The sequence below is a fragment of the Thalassococcus lentus genome, from assembly GCF_028023555.1.
GTDB lineage: Bacteria > Pseudomonadota > Alphaproteobacteria > Rhodobacterales > Rhodobacteraceae > Thalassococcus_A > Thalassococcus_A lentus.
In genome coordinates, this window is sequence record NZ_JAQIOY010000003.1 from 291,946 (window position 1) to 312,225 (window position 20,280).

Sequence of the window (20,280 nt, forward strand, 5' to 3'; positions counted from 1 at the left end):
GGCAAAATTCTGGACAGTGCCCCCGGTTATTTCCTATTCTGTCCCAAAGCGGGGCGACAATGATCCCGCAACCAGAGGCAGTCATTCATGTTTCCCGAGCGGTTCTCGAACCTTCCGGCTTATGCGTTCCCGCGTCTGCGCGCCCTTTTGGATGTGCATGCACCGGGTGGGCCTGTCCGGCATATGACAATCGGTGAGCCGAAACATGCGTTTCCGCCTTGGATCACTGAAATCATTGCACAAAATTCGGATGGCTTTGGGAAATATCCACCCAATGACGGCACGCCCGAACTGCGTGAGGCGATCACGAACTGGCTGGCCAAACGCTATGGCGTAATGGCCGATCCTGACACGCAGGTCATGCCGCTGAATGGCACGCGGGAGGGGCTCTACAATGCGGGCATGGCGCTGTGCCCAGAGACCAAGGCGGGCCAGAAACCGGCTGTCTTGATGCCAAACCCCTTCTATCAGGTCTATATGATCTCGGCGATTTCGGTCTCGGCCGATCCTGTCTTTGTGCCTGCAACGGCCGAGACGGGGCATTTGCCCGATTTCTCCAGCGTGGACGAAGACACCCTGAAGCGTACGGCTTTGGTCTATCTGTGCTCTCCAGCCAATCCGCAGGGCGCCATCGCGGATGCAGACTATTGGGAATCTCTGATCGCGCTGGGCGAACGCTATGATTTCCAGATCCTCGCGGACGAATGCTATTCGGAAATCTATCGAGACAAACCGCCGGCGGGGGCTTGGCAGGTTGCACAAAGAGTAGGCGCGCATCCCGAGCGGGTTGCGGTGTTCCATTCGCTTTCCAAGCGGTCGAATTTGCCCGGATTGCGGTCCGGGTTCGTGGCGGGGGGTCCTGAAACGATCAAGCGGATCAAACAGCTTCGGGCTTATTCCGGTGCGCCGCTGCCATTGCCGCTTCAACATGTGGCCGAAAAGGTTTGGGCCGACGAGGCGCATGTGGCGGAAAACCGGGCACTGTATCAGGCAAAGTATGATCTGGCCGACCGAATTTTGGGGAATGTCCCCGGATACATGCCGCCCCAGGCAGGTTTTTTCCTTTGGCTTCCGGTCGAAGATGGCGAAGCGGCGGCATTGAAGCTTTGGACCGAGACAGGCGTGCGGGTGCTGCCCGGCGCGTATCTGTCTCAGGAAGGGCCGGATGGAAATCCGGGCAAAGGATACATTCGCGTGGCCATGGTCGCCGCGCAAGACGAGACCGAGGCAGGCCTGATTGCGATCAGGGATTGTCTTTACGGCGAATAAAACAAGAAGAAACGAGGCAGGCATGGCATCATATCAATCGCGGGGGCGGGACCCTCTATTCGATAGCGAGACAGCGGTTTCACTGGAACGGCGTGGCCGGGAACTGTTTGGACTGGCTCTGGTGGTGCTGGGCCTGATGGCGGTCGCAATGATCGCATCCTATACCCCCGAAGACCCAAGTTGGTTGTCGGCAACAGATGCCCCGGTTCAGAACTGGATGGGCCGTCTGGGCGCGTCCGTGGCTGCGCCCCTTTTCATGATCGTCGGTTGGGGATCATGGGCGCTGGCTTTGGTTCTGCTGGTCTGGGGCGTGCGCTTTGCGGCGCACCGCGGTGAAGGCCGCGCCTTTGGACGGCTTGTGTTTGCGCCAATCTGGGTTGCGATGTGTTCGGTCTATGCCTCGGGACTGAACGAATCCGCCGGTTGGAGCCACAACTTTGGCCTTGGTGGCTTGTTTGGTGACATGATGATGGGCTCCTTGCTGAACCTGCTGCCTGTCGGAACAGAATTCGGTCTCAAGCTCATCCAGTTCGTCATGGCCGCGATCATCATTGCGTTCGGCGCATTTGTGCTGGGCTTTGTACGAGAAGAAATCCGGGGAATATCGCGTTTCCTGATTGTCGGCGTTGTCATGGTCTATGCCACGCTGATGAATATACTGGGCCGGGGCGCGACAGGTGCCGTGGGTGCAGCGCAAAAAATGCAGGTTGCCAACACGGAACGCCGGGCGCGCAAACAGGCGGAGGCGGCAGAACATGCCGCGTGGGCTGCCTCGCAAGAGGCCATTCCGGCGGCGCCAGCGGCAGCGGCCGCGCGGGTTCGCAGGGCCGAGCCAGCGATCACGGCGGAACCGGATGCCATTTTGGAACACGTCGAAGACCCAATTGAAATGCCAGCAGAAAAAACCGGATTGCTGGCCCGCATGCCTTCGTTGCTCAAACGCAGTGATCCCATGCCCGAGCCCGAGTTGGTGGATGCCGGAGTGGTTGGTCACGATATGGAGGCCCCGCAGGATGATCGTGTGAAGGCCAAGATCGCGGATGCGGTCAAAACCCGGATGCGCGGGCAGCCTCAGGTTGCCGCAGCTGCGCCTGCCGATCCCAGCAAACCGCTGACCAAGGGCAGGGGGTTCGGACCTCAGCCCTTGATCTTCAAGCCGCAGGCGCGTGACGCTGGTGTTGGATTGCCGCCAGAGCCACCTTTGACAGCACCTCAGACACCATTGGCCAGCGCGCAGGGCGAAGCAGCCGCTGTGCTTGGCACCGCCATGGCGTCTTTCGGCGCGCAACCGATCCCGCCAGCGCCAGAGGCCGCACCGGTCGCTGATCCCTATGCGGACATATCGGCATATACCGAGATGCGCGATTTTGATGACTACGGCGATCCGGACGAAGCAGAAATTCTGGATGATCGCGCTGGCCCGGCACCTGTTGCCAGCGCCGCGCCTGCAGCCATTCCACAGCCAGTCGCTAAGAAGGTCGTGCAGCAGCCTGCGCGTAAGCCGATCAAAACCTCGCGCCGCGCGCAGGAAGAAGCGCAACCGAGCCTGAAGTTCGAGGAAAACCGTCCCGAATATGAGCTTCCGCCGCTGAGCCTGCTGGCCAGCCCGGAGACCATCGAGCGGCACCACCTTTCGGATGAGGCACTGGAAGAAAACGCCCGGATGCTCGAATCCGTGTTGGATGACTATGGCGTGAAGGGTGAAATCGTCTCTGTTCGTCCTGGTCCGGTCGTGACGATGTATGAACTTGAGCCTGCTCCGGGTCTCAAGGCCAGCCGTGTCATCGGTCTGTCTGATGACATCGCGCGCAGCATGTCTGCCTTGTCGGCGCGTGTGTCCACCGTGCCCGGCCGCAGCGTGATCGGTATCGAACTGCCCAACGACAATCGCGAAATGGTCTCGTTCCGCGAAATCCTTTCGACACGCGACTATGGTGACGGAAACCACAAACTGCCACTTGCACTGGGCAAAGACATCGGGGGGGATCCGATTGTCGCGAACCTCGCCAAGATGCCCCACCTGCTGATTGCGGGGACCACGGGTTCTGGTAAGTCGGTTGCGATCAACACGATGATCCTGTCCCTGCTTTATAAGCTGTCACCAGAAGAGCTGCGGTTGGTAATGATCGACCCCAAGATGCTCGAACTCAGCGTCTATGACGGCATCCCTCATCTTCTTTCGCCTGTTGTGACAGACCCGAAAAAGGCCGTGGTTGCCTTGAAATGGGTCGTTGGCGAAATGGAAGATCGCTATCGCAAAATGTCCAAGATGGGTGTGCGCAACATTGATGGCTTTAACAGCCGGGTTGCAGATGCGTTGTCCAAAGGCGAGATGTTCGAAAGAACCGTTCAGACAGGTTTCGATGATGAAACCGGCGAGCCGATCTTCGAGACCGAAGAGATCGAACCGAAGAAAATGCCATACATCGTCGTGATCGTCGATGAAATGGCAGACCTGATGATGGTTGCGGGCAAAGAGATCGAAGCCTGCATTCAGCGCCTCGCCCAGATGGCACGGGCGTCGGGCATTCACCTTATCATGGCGACCCAGCGTCCTTCGGTGGACGTGATCACCGGCACGATCAAAGCGAACTTCCCAACACGGATTTCCTTCCAGGTGACGTCGAAAATCGACAGCCGAACCATTCTGGGCGAGATGGGCGCCGAGCAATTGCTGGGTATGGGGGACATGCTGTTCATGGCTGGCGGTGCCAAGATCACCCGCTGTCACGGCCCGTTCTGTTCGGATGAAGAGGTTGAGGAAATCGTCAACCATCTCAAGGCCTTTGGTCCTCCGGAATATGTATCTGGTGTTGTTCAAGGCCCGGATGATGAGAAGGCTGACAACATTGATGCTGTGCTGGGCCTGAACACAGGCGGCAACACGGGCGGCGAAGACGCGCTTTATGATCAGGCGGTTGGCATCGTGATCAAGGATCGCAAATGCTCGACCTCCTACATTCAGCGTAAATTGGGCATTGGCTACAACAAAGCTGCGCGTCTGGTTGAGCAAATGGAAGATCAGGGTGTCGTCGGTGCAGCCAACCACGTTGGCAAACGCGAGATTCTGGTGCCAGAACAGGCCTGATCTGACGGATCAAACAAATTGAGCCGCGTGCCTGTCTGAAACAGGCGCGCGGTTTTCGTTTGCGGGACATTGCGACAGACGCAGGCGATCTTTCGCCGGGAACCAGCGCTCGGGATCGTCTCTGCAGCAAGGCGTGTAGCCTTCCCCTTGATCAGGTTCTTGTCGGGCCCGATATTTGATAAAACACCGCGCGATATCGCATAACACGGTCAACCGTGCCAGATAGAACGCCAACATGAGCAGATAGGACAATGTAACGATGCTTCGTATGCTGATTACCGCCGCGACTCTTGTGACTTTGGCGCTTCCTGCGCAGGCACAGAAACTGTCGCTGGGCGAAATCTCCAGGTATCTGAATTCCATTCAGACAGCCCAAGGCACCTTTACCCAGATCAATGGTGACGGGACGATCTCGACTGGTACGATTTCGATCAAACGCCCCGGCAAGGTGCGGTTTGACTACAATCCACCCGAGCGCGCCCTGGTTCTGGCCACTGCGGGATCCGTCTATATTCTGGATCGCAAGTTCGGTGGCCAGCCAGATAGCTATCCGCTGAACCAGACCCCCCTGTCGATCATTCTGGCGCGTAACGTGAACCTGTCCCAAGCTGGCATGGTGCATGGCCACAGCTTTGACGGGACTGCAACAGTGGTCACCGCGCAGGATCCGAAGCGCCCTGAATATGGCTCAATCCAGCTGAAGTTCACGGGCAAGCCAGCCGAACTGCGCCAGTGGATCATCAAGGACGGGAATGGCGGCAGTACCACTGTCGTACTGGGCGGCCTTGAGAAAAAGACACTGCCCAACCGGTTGTTCCAGATTGAGCCAGAGCTGGAAAAGCTGCGCTGAGAGCTATTCCACCGGAAATAAAAAAAGCGGCTCAAACTGAGCCGCTTTTTTTCCAATTTAGAAGCCCGACTACCGTCTGGCGGCCCGGCAGCGTGACAGCTGATCACGGTACCGCAGCGAACGGTCCCCCACTTCGGCCGAAACCCGCAACAACCACGATTTGGAATTGTAGGTCCCGCGCCGATAGCCGGAACGACCTTCGTGGTAGGCAAGGTACTGACGACGTGCATCAGACAGTGGGATTCCCAGCTGGTCGCGCGTGCCCTTCATGTACCAACCCATGAAATCGGTCGCGTCGCGGATGTTGTCCCGCCGCGCACCACGATTGCCTGTGGCGGCAAGATACTCTTTCCACGTGCCGTCCAGAGCCTGACTATAGCCAAAGGCCGAACTTTGCCGGCCCACAGGAATTACGCCAAGCCTGTAACGCAGCGGTGTGCGCGCATCCGAGACGAATTTGCTCTCTTGATAGATTGTCGCCATTTGAACGTGCACGGGAACCCCGTATTTTCGTTCAGCGGCCCGGAACGCCCGGATGTATCCGGAACGTTGCTCCAAAATGGAACATGCATTGTCTAGATTGCGCGGTGCTTTGCCCGACCCGCCGCCACCACACGAGGCGGCCAAAAGGACAATAACCATCGCGCGAAGCCATCTGCTCATGCTTCTCGCCTTTGTTTTATTTGTTTTGCGATAGTTTAGCGGATTGGCGCGAAGGTGGGAATCACATTTCTGTCTGAAGGCACCAGATTGGTAAATGCCGGGTGGAAAACCGCTCAATCCCGGCGTATCAGGCGGATAGTCCCACTGTTGGGCAGCGAGCCACAGTGTGTTTCCGGCAAAATCATGGCCGAAAGTTGGACAATTCGAGATTTCTGTGGCTTAACGGACGGATGTTGAAGGCTCATACTATGCAATCGAAACGTGCGAAATACCATCTGGGCCAGGTCGTCCGGCATCGAAAACACCCGTTTCGTGGTGTTGTTTTTGATGTGGATCCAGAGTTCAACAACACCGAAGAATGGTACGAAGCGATTCCCGAGGACAGCCGTCCGGCCAAAAAGCAGCCGTTCTATCATCTGCTGGCCGAGAACGATCAGTCATTCTATGTGGCCTATGTCTCAGAACAGAATTTGGTTGCAGACTACAGCGGTGAGCCGGTCGATCATCCGGACATCCCCGATCTGTTCGGCGCTTTCACCGACGGCAGCTACGAGCTGCATTTCCAGCTGAACTAATACCGCGCACAGCGCCCAAACCTCTATGCCTTTAGCGCTGATGCGCAGAGGGCCAGAAAGCCGTCTATTGCGCTGTCCTGCGTGGACCAGTCGCAGACCAGACGCCCGGTGATGGGCGCGTCTTCGGCGCCGCCGTCGAGATCGCCCCAAGGGTGATAGATCGCGCCCGCCTGCAAGAGTGCGCGGTGCACCCGCCGCGGCGCGTTGAAAAACACCATGTTGGCCTGTGTTTCGTTGGCAATGCCGATTCCCAAAGCCTCCAAACCTTGGCGAAGCCTCATGCCCGCGCTGTTTGCTGCGTTTGCCCAGGTCATCCAATTGTCGTTGTCCAGATAGGCGCTCATCTGCGCGGCAAGGAAACGATGCTTGGAAAACAGATGGCCACCACGTTTGCGGCGCAGCTCGAATTCCCAGGCGCGGGATTGATCAAACAGGATAACGGCTTCGACGCCCAGCAAACCGTTCTTGGTGCCGCCAAAGACCGCAACATCGACACCCGCCTTCCATGTCATGTCTGCCGGTGTGCACCCGAGTGTTGCACATGCATTGGCAAAGCGCGCGCCGTCCAGATGCACGGGCAGATCAAATTCCTTCGCTACAGCGCACAATGCCTTAAGTTCGCTGAGGGTGTAGACGTTTCCCGCCTCGGTCACATTGGTCAGAGAAACGGCACCACGCTGCGGACCATGCACGCCTCGATTTTCTTCGCCGTTCAAGGCACCGCGCAACGCAGCGGCTGTCATGCGGTCGTCGCCGGGAACCAGTGTCAGTTTTGCGCCGCTCGTAAAGAACTCCGGCGCATTGCATTCGTCCATATGGATATGTGCATCGGGTGTGCAGAACACGGTCTCGAAAGGCTGAACAAGTGTGGCCAAAGCCAGGGCATTGGCGGAGGTGCCTGTTGCGGCCAGATAAACCGCAGCATCGGGCGCCTCGAACAAAGTGCGGATGCGGTCCGCCACATCCTGAGACAGGTCATCGCCGCCATAACCGCCAGCATAGCCAGAATTCGCGGCTGCCAAAGCATCCAGCACGGCCTGCGGTGCAGGGCCGCCGTTGTCCGAGGCAAAGTTCATCACAGGCTGTGTCATAGCGGTTCCTCTATGATGTGTTCTTCCCAGTCGTCTTCGTCGACTTCAAACTCTGGCACGGTTGCCCCCTGCATGGAAACACCGGCGTGATGAACGCTTTGTGTTGTTCCGGAAATCAGTGGATGCCATTCCATCAGCGGTTTGCCCTGCCAAAGCAGTTTGTACGCGCAGGTTTCAGGCATCCAGTACAGATTTTGTTCGATGTTGTCGGGTGCCAGCACAATGCACTCCGGCACGAACTGGTGACGAATATCATACTGGGCGCAACGGCAGGTGCTGTCGTCGAACAAACGACACGCAAGCCGGGTCAAAGCCACCTCGCCGGTTTCTTCGTCTTCCAGTTTGTTCATGCAGCACTTGCCACATCCATCACAGAGCGCTTCCCACTCAGGGCGGCTCATCTGGCTAAGCTTTTTGCGCTCCCAGAAACGGGTTGGCAGTCCGGGTTTTGCGATGGGGGACGGGTTGTCTGTCATGGCCAAGGCGTAGCGCCATGGCACGCCAAAGGGAAGGGGCTCAGAGAGCGCTTAGAATACCGCGGGCTTTTTCACAGTCCGCGTCCATCTGCGTAATCAGTGCATCCAAACCGTCAAACTTCAGTTCGGGGCGCAGGTAATCCACAAGCGCAACGGACAGGCGTGTTCCATAGAGATCGCCCTTGAAGTCAAACAGGAAGGTTTCGATGTTCGGCACCTCCCCATCAAACATAGGGCGCACGCCGATGGAGGCTGCGCCATGATAGCTGCCTTTGTGCGGCCCTTCGGTCACGTCCACCAATACGGCATAGACCCCAAATTTTGGCGGATGTAGCCCATCAATTGACATGTTGGCGGTTGGATAGCCCAGTTCGCGCCCGCGCTGTTCTCCGCCGATGACTTCGCCTTCGATCCGGTGCCAATGCCCCAATTGCGCGGCGGCATCCTGTGGCCGCCCATCGCTCAACGCCTTGCGAATTGCAGTTGAAGACACCTGTAGCCCCCCGGTTTCGAGCAATTCTGCGATGGTCACACCAAAGCCCATCTCCGCTCCAAAGCGTTGCAGATCCTTTGCCGTCCCCTTGCGACCCTGCCCGAAACAAAAATCGGCCCCAACCACTACATGCCGCAGGCCGAGGCCCTCGTGAATGACTTTTGCAGCGAATTCCCTGGGGCTGAGCGAGGCCAGCGCGGCGTTAAAATTCAACTGATACAGACGATCAACGCCCAATTTCTCTAGGCGTGATGCCCTTGCTTCTGCGTTCATCAGACGAAATGCCGGGGCCTCGGGTGCGAAATAGGCGCGGGGGTGCGGCTCGAACGTCAAAATCCCCAAGGGCGCGTCAGGTTCGGCATCGGCCGCGATCTGGATAACGGCCTGATGGCCCAGGTGCACGCCATCGAAATTGCCGATGGCAGCGCTGGCGCCTCGGTCTTTGGGCTGTACGAACTGATAGTCTCGGATGATACGCATAGGCGTTGGTTAGCGGCCCGCGCCGTGCTTCGCAAGCGCTGTGCCGATGCGTTTTATGCCTTCGGCAATGCGCTCGGAAGGTATGGAGCTGAACCCAAGCCGGTAGAAGTTGCGCGGCGGGTTAGCCGAGGCAAAAAACGGGGCGCCGGGTTCGATCAAGACGCTTTGCCAGCTCAGCTCCTTGGCCAACTGCTCGGTGTCAACGTCATCGGGCGCTTTCATCCAAAAGCTCGATCCACCATGCGCGCCACTTCCGGCAATTTGCAGGCCGTGCTCTTGTATGGCCGTTTCCATAACTGTGCGTCGTTCGTTCAGGGCCCGACTCATCCTGCGGATCAAGGCGTCGTAGTGGCCAAGGCTGAGAAAGTAGGCCGCGGTGCGTTGAATATGTCCCGGCGGATGACGCAAAACTGATGCTCTCAGCGCGCGCGCTTCGCGGATAAAGTCAGCGGAACCAACCAGATACCCCAGCCTGAGACCGGGGAATAGTGATTTTGAAAAGCTGCCAACATAGATCACGCGCCCGTCTTCATCGAGGCTTTTGAGCGCGGGGGAAGGCGGGCGCAGGAACGACATTTCAAATTCATAGTCATCTTCGACGATCAGCGCGCCCATGTCCGCCGCCCGTTCCAGCAAAGTGTCGCGGCGGGATCTTGGTAGCGTCGCGGATGTCGGGCACTGGTGGCTTGGCGTTGTGAAAAGAACCTGAGTGCCATCCGGAACGCTGTCGGGACGCAGGCCAAACTGATCCACAGGCAACGACTGAACCTCGGCTCCGACGTTATTCAAAAGGCCGCGCAGTTCCGGATAGCATGGTTCTTCGACGGCGACCTTGCGGCCATCGGCGCATAGCAGCTGCGCCGCGATCCACAGTGCGTTTTGAGCGCCCATCGTGACCAGAATTTCGTCGGGACCGGCCATGATTCCACGTCGGGGCAAAGTGTGTCGCGCAATGAAGGTCACCAGTTCGGGATCGTCATTGGCAAACTGATCCATGGTCAGCGCGGTGAAGTTCTTGATCCCCAGTGCCTGCATTGCGCACAGCCGCCAATTCGCGTGATCAAAAAGCTGAGGATCGGTTTGGCCGTAGATAAAGGGGTAGCGATAGCCAGCCCAATCATCCGGTTTGCGTAGACGTGTGCCACCCGTATAGCGCCGGGCCAACGCCTGATCCCAATCAACACGATCTTCGCGCGGGGCAAGAGGGCCGAAATCCGGCGGCTCTGGCGCATTGTCGGATACAAAGTAGCCGGAGCGACCGCGCGCACTGAGATAATCATTCGCGAGCAATTCGGTATAGGCCAAGGTCACAGTGATCCGGCTGACCCCAAGGTGTTTCGCCAGTTTTCTGGTTGAGGGCAGCTTTTCACCGCGCTGGAAACGCCCAGACAAAATGCCTTCGGCCACCATCTGCTGGATGCGGGCCTGCAGTGTGCCTTTCGCTTTGGCACTGAGATGAAAAGTTTCCACGGGAATAGCCATGGCGGCACCATAGATTGGCGCTATGCGAAGTGCAATCTGGCCTTACGACTGTTCAGTGCCGTAAGTGCGTTCCCCGAAAACCGCTGAGCCAACCCGCACATGAGTTGCGCCGAAGGCAATTGCCTGATCGAAATCGCCGCTCATCCCCATCGAGAGTCCTGACAGACCGTTGCGACCCGCGATCTTGGCCAAGAGCGCAAAATGCAGCGATGGTGTTTCGTCGGCCGGGGGGATGCACATGACGCCTTTGATGGGAAGGTCCATCGCGATGCAATCCTTGATGAACTGGTCGGCATCTTTGGGCATAACCCCCGCCTTTTGAGGCTCTTCGCCGGTGTTCACCTGAATGAACAAGTCGGGACACTGGCCCATTTCCTGCGCCAGCCTTGCAAGGCTGTTGGCCAGTTTGGGACGATCCACGGAATGGATCGCCTCGAACAGTTCCATAGCCTGCCTTGTCTTGTTGCTTTGCAAGGGGCCAATCAAGTGCACGGTTACGTCGTCAAAACGGCTTCTGAAGTCGGGCCACTTTCCGGCGGCTTCCTGAACTTTGTTCTCGCCAAACAAGCGGTGGCCTTGTTCCAGAACGGCTTCAACCCGGTCCAGCGGTTGGACTTTGCTGACGGCGATCAGTTGGACATCCGACCGTGGGCGTCCGGCGTCTTTGCAGGCCTTTGCGATGCGTTCTTCGGTATCAATCAATCCCACGGCTCATCTCCCCAAGCATTCACGAATGGTTCTAGTGCGCTTTCGTAGCGCCGCCAGGCTTCGCGGCGACCAGAATGAATCGGTTGCCGGACCTGCGCCACGCTCAGCGTCTGTACCGTGCTGCGTTCCTTGTGGAAATCGAGACAACGGTCTTCCCAGTCCATTTCTGCATATTTCAGCAATCGGCGTGCGCCGTTTTCTGGATCGGACACGAGATCTTCGTATTTTATCACATGGACGGCGTCGGGCAGGCGTTCTTGCCAATGGCGCAACATCACACGGAACAATTTGATTTCCTTGGCAATATCGGAAAACCGACAAGCATAGCGATGTGTGCCCAACGAAAAATAGTTGCGATAGATCGACAGGGCGACATCACGTGGATCGCGCAATACGACGATCAGGCGCGCATTGGTGATTGCGGCGTGCAACAGACCGAAAACCAATATGCTTTGAATGCTCTTGTCCGTCAGAACCGTTGCTTCGGTTCTGAAATCGCGCTGCACAAGGCGTTCGTAGCCTTGGGCGAACGCAGTCAGAATCTCTGGCTGCATAGTATCTGTCGCGCGCATCTCGGCGCCGGTGCCAAAGTGTTTATAGGCTTGCTGCAGCGAATGGGACAGTTCCCCGCCGGGCTGTGCTGTGCTGTGAGCTGCGATGATCTGCTCAACCAGTGTTGTACCGGATCTGGGCATACCGCAGACGAAAACGGGGGCAGGGGCTATGCTTGGGCCAACGCGATCAAAGGGGCCAGTCTGTGCTGAGAGCACGCCTTCGACTTCTGCCTTTCGGCCTGCATGGTCATAGGGTGCCAGTTTAGCTTGGATCGCGTTTGCTTGGTCCAGGTAGCCAAAGACACGATCGTGTTCGCCCAGATCGGACATAGCCTTGGCCAGCGCGTACCCGAGGTGCATGCGGCCAATTTCGGCAAGGTCTGTCCTTTTCCAAAGACCCAACATTTCGCGCAGCAAAGGATCCCGCTTGTTGGATTTGCGCGTGGCCGAGAGAATCCGGAACAGCTCGGGCTGACCTGGGTTATTCTTGATGAGTTTCACCAGCTGCGCCTCAGCTTTGGTGAACTCACCGATCAGTTGCAGGAAATGAGCCTTGTCCGCGCGTGGGGTTATGTCCTTGGGTGACAGTGCAATCGCCTTGTCATAGGAGGCGAGGGCCTGTGTTTCGTTGCCAAAGTGTCGATGACGATCAGCGAGTGCCATCCAGACACGCGGATTGTCGGGGATGAGGTCGGCAGCCTTCCTCAGATGCTCGAGGCAGGCGTCCCGATCGCCCAGTTCAAATGCGATTCTGGACAAGAAGATGTAGGATTCAGCGTGTTGTGGTGCCTTTTGCAGCACCGCAATGAAATGCAGTTTAGATGTTTCAAACTGCCCTTGTTCAAACAGCGCTTTGGCGCGGTTCAAAACAGTCTTTGGGTCTTGTTGGGCCAGTGGCATCATTGAAGCGCATCTCCTTGCTATGCAGCTAACAATCGGAGCCCAAAAAGAAAAGAGCGGGCATAAAGCCCGCTCTTCAGTCTAACTAAGTCGGGTTGACTTAGAAGGACATTGCCAGACCGAGGGACCAGCTGTCGGAAGAACCGAGGATCTGGTCGTCGGAGGAGCCGTAGCCAGCCTGAGCTGTCAGACCGCCACCGAGGTCGTAGGACATCGCGATGCCGAAGCCGTTCGAGTCCCAACCGAAGTCGGTGTTGTACTCACCGTAGTTGATGCCGATGGCCAGAGCGTTCATTGTGTAGCCGAAGCCGATCGCTGTGTGCTCAACTTCGCCACCGCCGTTGAAGGACAGCTTGGAGTAGCTAACAGCTGCGGACAGACCGTTGTCGAACGTGGTGTCGAGGCTCAGGCCCCAGAGATCAAACACGTTGTTCTGCGACTGGTAGCCAAGGCCTACGCCAACAGTGGCGTTGGAGATGTCTGCGGAGTAACGGATACCTACACCCCAGATGGTGTCGAATGCGCCGTTCAGCGACTGCTCAGCAGAGATGTGGCCTGTGAAGCCTTCAAAGCTGTACGAGAAGCGAGCGATCTGGCCGTCACCACCGGTGAACGCGGAACCGTCCATGCCGTTGTTCAGGTTGATGCCTGCCGCGTGACCCCAGCCAGCGTGGCCGGTGTGTGCGTCGTTGATCGAACCGCCAGCAAGAGCAGTTTCTGCGATGACTGCGTCAAACGCGCCATCGGTGTCGCCCATGTCCAGACGTGCGTTGCCGTAAGCAACGAAGAAAGATGCGCCACCGTCGTCAGCGTCGTTTGCAACAGCTGCTGCACCCGCGCCACCTTCGTCGAGGTCAACGGACGCACCAAAGGTCAGGCCGTTGTCTGCTTCGCCGGTCATGGCGAATGTTACGTCAACGTCAGTGTGGAACTGAGTGTCGATGCCGTCACCACCGAAGATACCGATTTCACCGGAACCGGAGATGGCGATGTCTGCGGACGCTACGCCCGCGGTTGCAACCAGCGCGGTGGTCGCGAACAGGATGTTTTTCATTTTTTCCCTCATGTGTTCAAAGGCACGTACCAAGCCGGATGCCCGACTTTGATGGAGTGATCTATGCGCCCGCCGACCGGCCGTTCGCAACCCTCACGAAAGCCGGTTGCTGAACAAGGAAACGAGTGATGCGCAATTGCCACAAGGATTCCCGCCACGGCGCTTTGACACCTGTTACACAGGAAAATATGCGCAATTTCCCGCTTACAGGTCGTTGATTTTGTGTTGGCGTTGCGAATCCGGATTGCCCTTTTCGACAGGACGTTTGTTACGGCAAAGCGACCGATTCCCCCTACGTAAGGCGGGCGCACGCGCGATTACGCGCGCGGAAAAGCAGAATCGCGACCTGATTGTGATTGCCGACTTGCCGCTTTTGTATTGCGTGGGTATTCAGGGTCAGGATTGAAGGTCGTCATTCGCAGGAGACGAGACATGAACAAGACACGCATTGCCTTGGGAATGGGGCTTACTGTTGCCTTGCTCGTCCAGGCAGGGTGCGGCGCTTTTGGAAACCGAAACCCAAATCGCGCACCCGTTGAGACACCACCTGCAGATGAGATCATGGACTCGGTGCTTTATCCCGACGGCCAGAAGCCGCGAAGCACTCTTTGGGATATCTTCCGTGCGCGCCCGGACCAAGGTCAGGTTGGTTCGGTCAACAAGTACATCTGGAACGCTGCTCTTGAGACCCTGAACTTTCTGCCTGTTCAATCGGTCGATCCATTCACGGGTGTCATCACCACTGGCTATGGTACGCCTCCGGGCGGTGGCCGCGCCTATCGCGCAACCATTTACGTAAGCGATCCTGCATTGGATGCGCGTTCGCTGAACGTGGCGCTGATGACACGGTCCGGTCCGGCCTCTGCTGCTACCGTACGTGCGCTTGAAGATGCGATTCTGACGCGGGCGCGTCAGCTGCGTGGGCAGGATAGCCGGCTTTGATCTAAGCCCCTGCTTTCGCGGGGGTTATCGGAATATCAGAATGGCGCTGCAATCGCGGCGCCATTTTTCGTGCGAAGATACCTGCAGGGCCGTCAATCGATGATCGGGCGCGGCTCCAGTTTGCCGAGGTCTTCGACCCATTTCAGGTGCTGTGGCAGACAGATCGTTTGCAGATCATAGTTTTCCTGTACGAATGTCCGCGCGTTTTCACCCAGCCGCTTTCTGAGGGCTTCGTCATCAAGAAGTGTGCAGAGCCTGTCCGTCAGTGCATTGCTGTCAAAGAAATCAACCATAAGGCCCGTCTCGCCCTCGGTTAGCACTTCCCGAACCGGCTCAGTGCCCGAGGCGACGATTGCGCATTCGGCGCTCATGGATTCCAGCAGGGACCAGGACAACACGAAGGGGTATGTCAGGTAGACATGGGCACGGCTGACCTGAATCATCGACAGATACGTGTCGTAGGGCACGCGGCCCATAAAGTGTACGCGGTTCCAGCTCGGGGTCGGGATGCGTCCGCGAACCTCATCGATAAAGATCTGCATCCACGTTTGGCCCTTTGGCGGTTTGGAGCCATAGCTGACTTCGTTTCCACCCAGAATCACCACATGGGCATTCTTGCGGCGTTTCAAAATCTCGGGCAGGGCGCGCATGAAGACGTGGTAGCCGCGATAGGGTTCGAGGTTACGGTTGATAAAGGTGATGACCTCGTCGTCCCGTGTCAGGGTCAGATCATCGTTGATTTTCAGTTTTGCGTCCGGATTTGGCTTGGCGACTTCGGTGTCCACCCCGTCATGGGCCACGGTCAGACGATCCTGCCATTTGTCAGGGAATGTGCTGGCCTGGAACCGGGTTGGTGACAGCCCCGCATCCATCACCTCTTCGTGCAGGCGATTGTTCAGATTCTTCATCCGAATACGCAGCGTATCGCTTTCGATGTTCTTGCTTGGGAACTCGGGGTCAAAATTGATGAAGGGCTTGCTGGTCAGATGATAAAGCTCGCAGTACAGGCCAAGCCGCGCGTTCGGCCAGACATCTTTGAGGAACATCGACTCGCCCCAGCCGTGGTGCGCGCAGATGACATCCGGCTCGAACCCTTTGGCCTTTAGGGCTTTGGCGCCGCGGTAGCATGAGGTTGCCCGCAAGATCTTGGTTTCGAAATCGGCTAGCCACGGGTGAATGCCCTTGGTGGATGCCCCCTGAATTTCGTAAGGGATGATTTTGACGCCCTGCCAGTTTTGCGGCTCCTTGACCTTGCAAGTCAAAGCCACAACCTCATGGCCTTGCTGCACGAGTGCTGGCGCAAGGTGTTTGTATTGCCCAGGGAAATTCTGGTGAATCAGCAGGATTTTCATTTTGCGACCTTGGTAAAATTAGTGGTGCCTTTCTGGCATCTCGTTTCCGGCGCGCCAACGGTGGTTTTCCGCACTTCTGCCAACAAGGGCCGATGGGTTGCCGAAATGTCGACAACCCGTAGGGTCCCTCTTGCTCGTCGGGCGTGGCCCTTCTATGCAACAGTTTCAACTCGCCGACCCAAAGGACCGCATATAATGTCAGCCTATGATCCCGCCGCTATCGAGCCGAAGTGGCAAGCCGCCTGGGAAGAACAGCAGACCTTCAAAGCGGTCCGCAGTGACGACAAACCCAAATACTATGTGCTTGAAATGTTTCCCTACCCATCCGGGCGGATTCATATCGGGCATGTGCGGAATTACACGATGGGGGACGTGATCGCCCGGCACAAACTGGCGTCTGGCTACAATGTTCTGCATCCGATGGGCTTTGATGCCTTTGGCATGCCGGCCGAAAATGCGGCGATGGCCAGCGGTGGTCACCCCAAGACATGGACCTACGACAACATCGATACGATGGTCGGCCAGATGAAGCCGCTGGGTTTTGGTCTCGACTGGTCCCGTATGTTTGCGACCTGTGATCCGGAATATTATGGTCAGCAGCAGGCGTTGTTCATTGATTTCCTTGAGCGTGGCTTGGTCTATCGCAAAAACGCGGTGGTCAACTGGGATCCGGTGGATATGACCGTTCTTGCCAACGAGCAGGTGATCGACGGCAAAGGCTGGCGGTCCGGCGCCGAGGTTGAACGGCGCGAACTCACGCAGTGGTTCTTCAAGATCTCCGACTATTCAGAAGAGCTTCTGGATGCTTTGGACGGTCTCGACAACTGGCCGGCCAAAGTGAAACTCATGCAGGCCAACTGGATCGGCAAATCCCGTGGCTTGCAGTTTGCATTCAGCACGATTGATGCACCGGATGGGTTTGATCGCATCGAGGTCTACACCACGCGCCCCGATACGCTGATGGGCGCCTCTTTCGTCGGTATTTCGCCAGATCATCCGCTCGCCAAGCATCTTGAACGGGACAACCCCGAGCTGGCCGAGGCGGTCGCTGAGATGCGCCGGGGCGGCACCACTGAAGAGGCGCTGGAAAAAGCCGAAAAGCTTGGGTTCGACACCGGTATCCGTGTGCGTCATCCGTTTGACACGGCGTGGGAGCTGCCCGTCTATATCGCGAATTTCATTCTGATGGATTACGGCACCGGCGCAATTTTTGCCTGTCCCGCTCACGACCAGCGCGATCTGGATTTCTGCAACAAATATGGGTTGCCGGTTGTGTCGACCTACGTGCCTGAACAGGGTGAAGACAGCTTTACCCGACCCGAAGCAGGCGGCGAAGCCTATGTGCCGACCAAGACGGAAAAAGTACGCTACATCAAAGGCTTTGCCGGAGAAGAAGTTCAGACAGGAAATCAGGCCGTCGATGCGGCGATTGATTTTTGTGAAGCCAACGGCGTAGGGCAGGGCGTGACCAAATTCCGCCTGCGCGATTGGGGGCTTTCGCGCCAGCGATACTGGGGTTGCCCTATTCCGGTCGTGCATTGCGAAACCTGCGGCGTGGTGCCTGAGAAAAAGGAAAACCTGCCGATCGCGCTGCCCGATGACGTGTCGTTCGACGTGCCCGGCAACCCATTGGACCGTCACCCGACATGGCGCGATTGCGCGTGCCCGTCCTGCGGTGCGGCTGCCAAACGTGAAACGGACACCATGGACACCTTTGTGGACAGCTCGTGGTATTTCGCGCGCTTTACGGCGCCGCGAGCCGACACGCCGACGGATATGGAAGACGCACGCTATTGGATGAACGTCGATCAGTATATCGGCGGTATCGAACACGCGATTCTTCATCTGTTGTACTCGCGCTTTTTCGCCCGTGCGATGAACATCACAGGGCATCTGCCCGACAAATCGCGTGAGCCGTTCGATGCGCTGTTCACCCAAGGGATGGTGACCCACGCGATCTACAAGAGCGATGATCCGCAAACGGGCCGCCCGGTCTATTTTTACCCGGAACAGGTGGAGTTGAAGGACGGAAAGGCGTTTTTCAAAGAAGATGGACGTGAATTGGAGGTCGTACCTTCGGCCAAGATGTCCAAATCCAAGAACAACGTCGTGGACCCGGTGCAAATCATTCAGACTTACGGTGCCGATACCGCACGCTGGTTCGTGCTGAGTGACTCGCCCCCCGAGCGCGATGTGGAATGGACCGCATCCGGCGCAGAAGCTGCAAACAAACATCTGACGCGGGTTCACCGGTTGTGCGCCGAGATTGCAACCAGCGATGCCCCGTCGACCAAGGAAGATGATGCCTTGCTTCGCGAAATGCACAAGGCGATCCATGACGTGTCCATGGGCGTCGAAAGTTTCGGGTTTAATGCCGCAATTGCAAAGCTTTACGCCTTTACCAATGCTGTGTCGAAGTCCCGAGCCGGGGCGGATGTGAAAAAGCAGGCTGCGCGGACACTGGCCCAGCTTATGGCACCGATGACACCGCATCTGGCCGAAGAATGCTGGCAGCTTTTGGGTGGCGAAGGGCTGGTTGCCAACGCGCCTTGGCCCAAGGCTGATGAGAGCATGCTGGTCGAGGACACGGTGACCTTGCCGATCCAGATCAACGGCAAACGACGGGGCGAAATGGCGGTTCCCCGCGACATGCCAAAGGAAGAGGTTGAAAAAGCCGTTCTTGCACACGAAGCTGTGGTGAAGGCGCTCGATGGGGGGCAGCCGAAAAAGCTTATCGTTGTGCCGGGGCGGATCGTGAATGTGGTTATCTGATAGAAGAACGGTTCTGCTGGGCGCGCTGGCCACGCTGGGCGCTTGCGGTTTTACACCCGCCTATGCGCCGGGAGGATCCGGACAACAGTTGTTGGGTCGGATTGCGCTCGACGAACCAAAGACCAAGAACGGCTATCGTTTCGGGCGTAGATTTGAGGAACGCCTGGGCCGCAGCAGTGGTCCGTTTCGGCTGTCGGTAAAAATTCAGGTTGATCGACAGGGTTTGGGTAGCACATCCGCCGGCGCGACCACGCGGTTTCGGTTTGTTGGGCGTGCGCTCTATTCGCTCAGGGATGTGGGTGATCCGGAAACGGTTCTGCTCGAAGGTCGGACAAACGCATTCACCGGGTATTCCACGACGGGCTCTACCGTTGCTACTTTGGCGGCGCAACGCGACGCCGAAGAACGCCTGATGATCATTTTGGCGGATCAGGTCATTGATCAGCTGTTGATTGACGCGCCGCGCCTGTCTGCGTCCGCTGCGGACCAATGAAGCTAAACGCCCGCGACGCAAATGCGTTTTTTGCCCGGCCTGATCCGAATGCCGCGGGTTTGCTGATTTGTGGCGAAGACACCATGCGTGTCGCCATGAAACGGCAAGAAGTCATTGCCAACATGATCGGCCCACAAGGCGAAGAAGAAATGCGCCTGACCCGCATGACCGGTGCTGAGTTGCGCAAGGATGCCGCGATGCTTCTTGACGCGGTCAAGGCGCAGGGGTTTTTCCCGGGGCCGCGGGCTGCCTTGGTCGAAGAGGCTACAGACGGTCTGGCCAAGACGATAGGAACAGCGCTGACCGAATGGCGTGAAGGTGATGCCCAGATTGTTGTCACCGCCGGTCAGTTGACGGCGAAATCTGCACTTCGGAAACTGTTCGACGCTGCGCCCAACGCCTATTGCGCCGCGCTTTATAATGACCCGATGGGCCGCGCCGAGATCGAGGCCGAGCTGAAGCGCGCAGGATTGGCTGAAGTGTCCCGCGATGCCATGGCCGCATTGGAAGGGTTGGCCCGAAGCCTAACGCCCGGCGATTTTCGCCAAACGCTTGAAAAGGTTTCTCTTTACAAGCTGGAAGATCCAGAACCGCTGACCCCTGACGAAGTTGATCTGATGGCGCCTGCCTCAATCGAGGCGGAGATGGACGAGGTCTTTCACGTCTTGGCAGAGGGCCGCAGCGGCGACATTGCCCCGGTGATGCAGCGGCTGATGGCTCAGGGGGTTGCCCCTGTCACATTGTTGATCATGGGCGCGCGGCATTTCCGGGTGCTTTACACACTGGCAGCAAGCCCGGGTGGCCCAGCACAGGGTATAGGCCGCTTGCGCCCACCACTGTGGGGCGCGCGGCGGGACCGGATGCTGAGACAGGCACAGAACTGGTCTGTTGATCGGCTCGAGGCGGCGCTGGATGTTTTCATGGAAACCGACCTGACGCTCCGTTCTGCTGGTCAACGTGCGCCAGCCATGGCTTTGGTTGAACGGGCATTTGTGCGGCTTGCCTACATGGCTAGACGCTAAGCAGGGAAGGGACAGT

General features: G+C 57.6%; 17 protein-coding genes. 8 read left to right on the forward strand and 9 right to left on the reverse strand.

What is annotated here, in order from left to right; translation table 11 throughout:
- Positions 1-87: 87 nt before the first annotated feature.
- From PFY00_RS10450 to PFY00_RS10460, 3 genes are all read left to right on the forward strand, one after another.
- The gene (locus tag PFY00_RS10450) at positions 88-1,269 is read left to right on the forward strand and encodes an aminotransferase class I/II-fold pyridoxal phosphate-dependent enzyme (protein ID WP_271432499.1); all 1,182 of its coding nucleotides are present in this window, start codon (positions 88-90) and stop codon (positions 1,267-1,269) included.
- Between the two features lie 22 nt (positions 1,270-1,291).
- On the forward strand, positions 1,292-4,357 hold the full coding sequence (locus PFY00_RS10455; protein WP_271432500.1) for a DNA translocase FtsK: 3,066 nt from the start codon (positions 1,292-1,294) through the stop codon (positions 4,355-4,357).
- Between the two features lie 259 nt (positions 4,358-4,616).
- Positions 4,617-5,207: a LolA family protein gene (locus tag PFY00_RS10460; RefSeq protein ID WP_271432501.1), complete on the forward strand. Its 591-nt coding sequence runs from the start codon at positions 4,617-4,619 to the stop codon at positions 5,205-5,207.
- Positions 5,208-5,276: 69 nt separating this feature from the next.
- Here PFY00_RS10460 and PFY00_RS10465 read toward each other — a convergent pair whose 3' ends face one another.
- Positions 5,277-5,870: a transglycosylase SLT domain-containing protein gene (locus tag PFY00_RS10465; protein WP_271432502.1), complete on the reverse strand. Its 594-nt coding sequence runs from the start codon at positions 5,868-5,870 to the stop codon at positions 5,277-5,279.
- Between the two features lie 248 nt (positions 5,871-6,118).
- On the opposite strand from PFY00_RS10465, the gene hspQ reads away from it, so the two are divergent.
- The gene (gene hspQ, locus PFY00_RS10470; protein ID WP_271432503.1) at positions 6,119-6,445 is read left to right on the forward strand and encodes a heat shock protein HspQ; all 327 of its coding nucleotides are present in this window, start codon (positions 6,119-6,121) and stop codon (positions 6,443-6,445) included.
- A 23-nt stretch (positions 6,446-6,468) separates the two neighbouring features.
- Here the strand turns inward: hspQ and PFY00_RS10475 are convergent, their stop codons facing one another.
- The 7 genes from PFY00_RS10475 to PFY00_RS10505 form a co-directional block, all read right to left on the reverse strand.
- Positions 6,469-7,521, reverse strand: coding sequence for a threonine aldolase family protein (locus tag PFY00_RS10475; protein WP_271432944.1), 1,053 nt, complete (start codon positions 7,519-7,521; stop codon positions 6,469-6,471).
- An 11-nt stretch (positions 7,522-7,532) separates the two neighbouring features.
- A complete protein-coding gene (locus tag PFY00_RS10480) occupies positions 7,533-8,012 on the reverse strand; it encodes a YcgN family cysteine cluster protein (protein ID WP_271432504.1) in 480 nt (159 codons plus the stop codon).
- Positions 8,013-8,052: 40 nt separating this feature from the next.
- Positions 8,053-8,985 (reverse strand): bifunctional riboflavin kinase/FAD synthetase, encoded by a 933-nt coding sequence (locus PFY00_RS10485; protein ID WP_271432505.1) that lies wholly within the window; start codon positions 8,983-8,985, stop codon positions 8,053-8,055.
- Between the two features lie 9 nt (positions 8,986-8,994).
- A complete protein-coding gene (gene pdxR, locus PFY00_RS10490) occupies positions 8,995-10,467 on the reverse strand; it encodes a MocR-like pyridoxine biosynthesis transcription factor PdxR (protein ID WP_271432506.1) in 1,473 nt (490 codons plus the stop codon).
- 42 nt (positions 10,468-10,509) lie between these two features.
- Positions 10,510-11,175: a YggS family pyridoxal phosphate-dependent enzyme gene (locus PFY00_RS10495; protein ID WP_271432507.1), complete on the reverse strand. Its 666-nt coding sequence runs from the start codon at positions 11,173-11,175 to the stop codon at positions 10,510-10,512.
- Positions 11,166-12,632 (reverse strand): tetratricopeptide repeat-containing sulfotransferase family protein, encoded by a 1,467-nt coding sequence (locus PFY00_RS10500; protein ID WP_271432508.1) that lies wholly within the window; start codon positions 12,630-12,632, stop codon positions 11,166-11,168. The genes PFY00_RS10495 and PFY00_RS10500 overlap by 10 nt, the downstream gene beginning before the upstream one ends.
- Before the next feature lie 97 nt (positions 12,633-12,729).
- Complete coding sequence (locus tag PFY00_RS10505; RefSeq protein ID WP_271432509.1) at positions 12,730-13,683, reverse strand: porin; 954 nt, start codon at positions 13,681-13,683, stop codon at positions 12,730-12,732.
- Positions 13,684-14,115: 432 nt separating this feature from the next.
- Here PFY00_RS10505 and PFY00_RS10510 point away from each other — a divergent pair, with 432 nt between their 5' ends.
- Positions 14,116-14,625, forward strand: coding sequence for a DUF3576 domain-containing protein (locus PFY00_RS10510; RefSeq protein WP_271432510.1), 510 nt, complete (start codon positions 14,116-14,118; stop codon positions 14,623-14,625).
- Between the two features lie 92 nt (positions 14,626-14,717).
- On the opposite strand, the gene PFY00_RS10515 is transcribed toward PFY00_RS10510, so the two are convergent.
- Complete coding sequence (locus tag PFY00_RS10515) at positions 14,718-15,977, reverse strand: glycosyltransferase family 4 protein (protein WP_271432511.1); 1,260 nt, start codon at positions 15,975-15,977, stop codon at positions 14,718-14,720.
- Positions 15,978-16,172: 195 nt separating this feature from the next.
- On the opposite strand from PFY00_RS10515, the gene leuS reads away from it, so the two are divergent.
- Genes leuS through holA form a run of 3 tightly spaced genes read left to right on the forward strand, consistent with a single transcriptional unit; the run spans position 16,173 to position 20,264 of the window.
- Positions 16,173-18,749 carry a leucine--tRNA ligase gene (leuS, locus tag PFY00_RS10520; protein ID WP_271432512.1) on the forward strand — a complete coding sequence of 859 codons (2,577 nt, stop codon included), beginning with the start codon at positions 16,173-16,175 and terminating at the stop codon, positions 18,747-18,749.
- Positions 18,736-19,242, forward strand: a complete 507-nt coding sequence (gene lptE / locus PFY00_RS10525) for an LPS assembly lipoprotein LptE (RefSeq protein WP_271432513.1) — start codon at positions 18,736-18,738, stop codon at positions 19,240-19,242. The genes leuS and lptE overlap by 14 nt, the downstream gene beginning before the upstream one ends.
- A complete protein-coding gene (holA, locus tag PFY00_RS10530) occupies positions 19,239-20,264 on the forward strand; it encodes a DNA polymerase III subunit delta (protein ID WP_271432514.1) in 1,026 nt (341 codons plus the stop codon). The genes lptE and holA overlap by 4 nt, the downstream gene beginning before the upstream one ends.
- Positions 20,265-20,280 lie beyond the last annotated feature (16 nt).

What these genes read in the sequence shown, in the direction of transcription:
- PFY00_RS10450 (WP_271432499.1), top strand. Translation starts at nt 88, where the DNA reads ATGTTTCCCGAGCGGTTCTCGAACCTTCCGGCTTATGCGTTCCCGCGT.
- PFY00_RS10455 (WP_271432500.1), top strand. Translation starts at nt 1,292, where the DNA reads ATGGCATCATATCAATCGCGGGGGCGGGACCCTCTATTCGATAGCGAG.
- PFY00_RS10460 (WP_271432501.1), top strand. Translation starts at nt 4,617, where the DNA reads ATGCTTCGTATGCTGATTACCGCCGCGACTCTTGTGACTTTGGCGCTT.
- PFY00_RS10465 (WP_271432502.1), bottom strand. Translation starts at nt 5,870, where the DNA reads ATGAGCAGATGGCTTCGCGCGATGGTTATTGTCCTTTTGGCCGCCTCG.
- hspQ (WP_271432503.1), top strand. Translation starts at nt 6,119, where the DNA reads ATGCAATCGAAACGTGCGAAATACCATCTGGGCCAGGTCGTCCGGCAT.
- PFY00_RS10475 (WP_271432944.1), bottom strand. Translation starts at nt 7,521, where the DNA reads ATGAACTTTGCCTCGGACAACGGCGGCCCTGCACCGCAGGCCGTGCTG.
- PFY00_RS10480 (WP_271432504.1), bottom strand. Translation starts at nt 8,012, where the DNA reads ATGACAGACAACCCGTCCCCCATCGCAAAACCCGGACTGCCAACCCGT.
- PFY00_RS10485 (WP_271432505.1), bottom strand. Translation starts at nt 8,985, where the DNA reads ATGCGTATCATCCGAGACTATCAGTTCGTACAGCCCAAAGACCGAGGC.
- pdxR (WP_271432506.1), bottom strand. Translation starts at nt 10,467, where the DNA reads ATGGCTATTCCCGTGGAAACTTTTCATCTCAGTGCCAAAGCGAAAGGC.
- PFY00_RS10500 (WP_271432508.1), bottom strand. Translation starts at nt 12,632, where the DNA reads ATGATGCCACTGGCCCAACAAGACCCAAAGACTGTTTTGAACCGCGCC.
- PFY00_RS10505 (WP_271432509.1), bottom strand. Translation starts at nt 13,683, where the DNA reads ATGAAAAACATCCTGTTCGCGACCACCGCGCTGGTTGCAACCGCGGGC.
- PFY00_RS10510 (WP_271432510.1), top strand. Translation starts at nt 14,116, where the DNA reads ATGAACAAGACACGCATTGCCTTGGGAATGGGGCTTACTGTTGCCTTG.
- PFY00_RS10515 (WP_271432511.1), bottom strand. Translation starts at nt 15,977, where the DNA reads ATGAAAATCCTGCTGATTCACCAGAATTTCCCTGGGCAATACAAACAC.
- leuS (WP_271432512.1), top strand. Translation starts at nt 16,173, where the DNA reads ATGTCAGCCTATGATCCCGCCGCTATCGAGCCGAAGTGGCAAGCCGCC.
- lptE (WP_271432513.1), top strand. Translation starts at nt 18,736, where the DNA reads ATGTGGTTATCTGATAGAAGAACGGTTCTGCTGGGCGCGCTGGCCACG.
- holA (WP_271432514.1), top strand. Translation starts at nt 19,239, where the DNA reads ATGAAGCTAAACGCCCGCGACGCAAATGCGTTTTTTGCCCGGCCTGAT.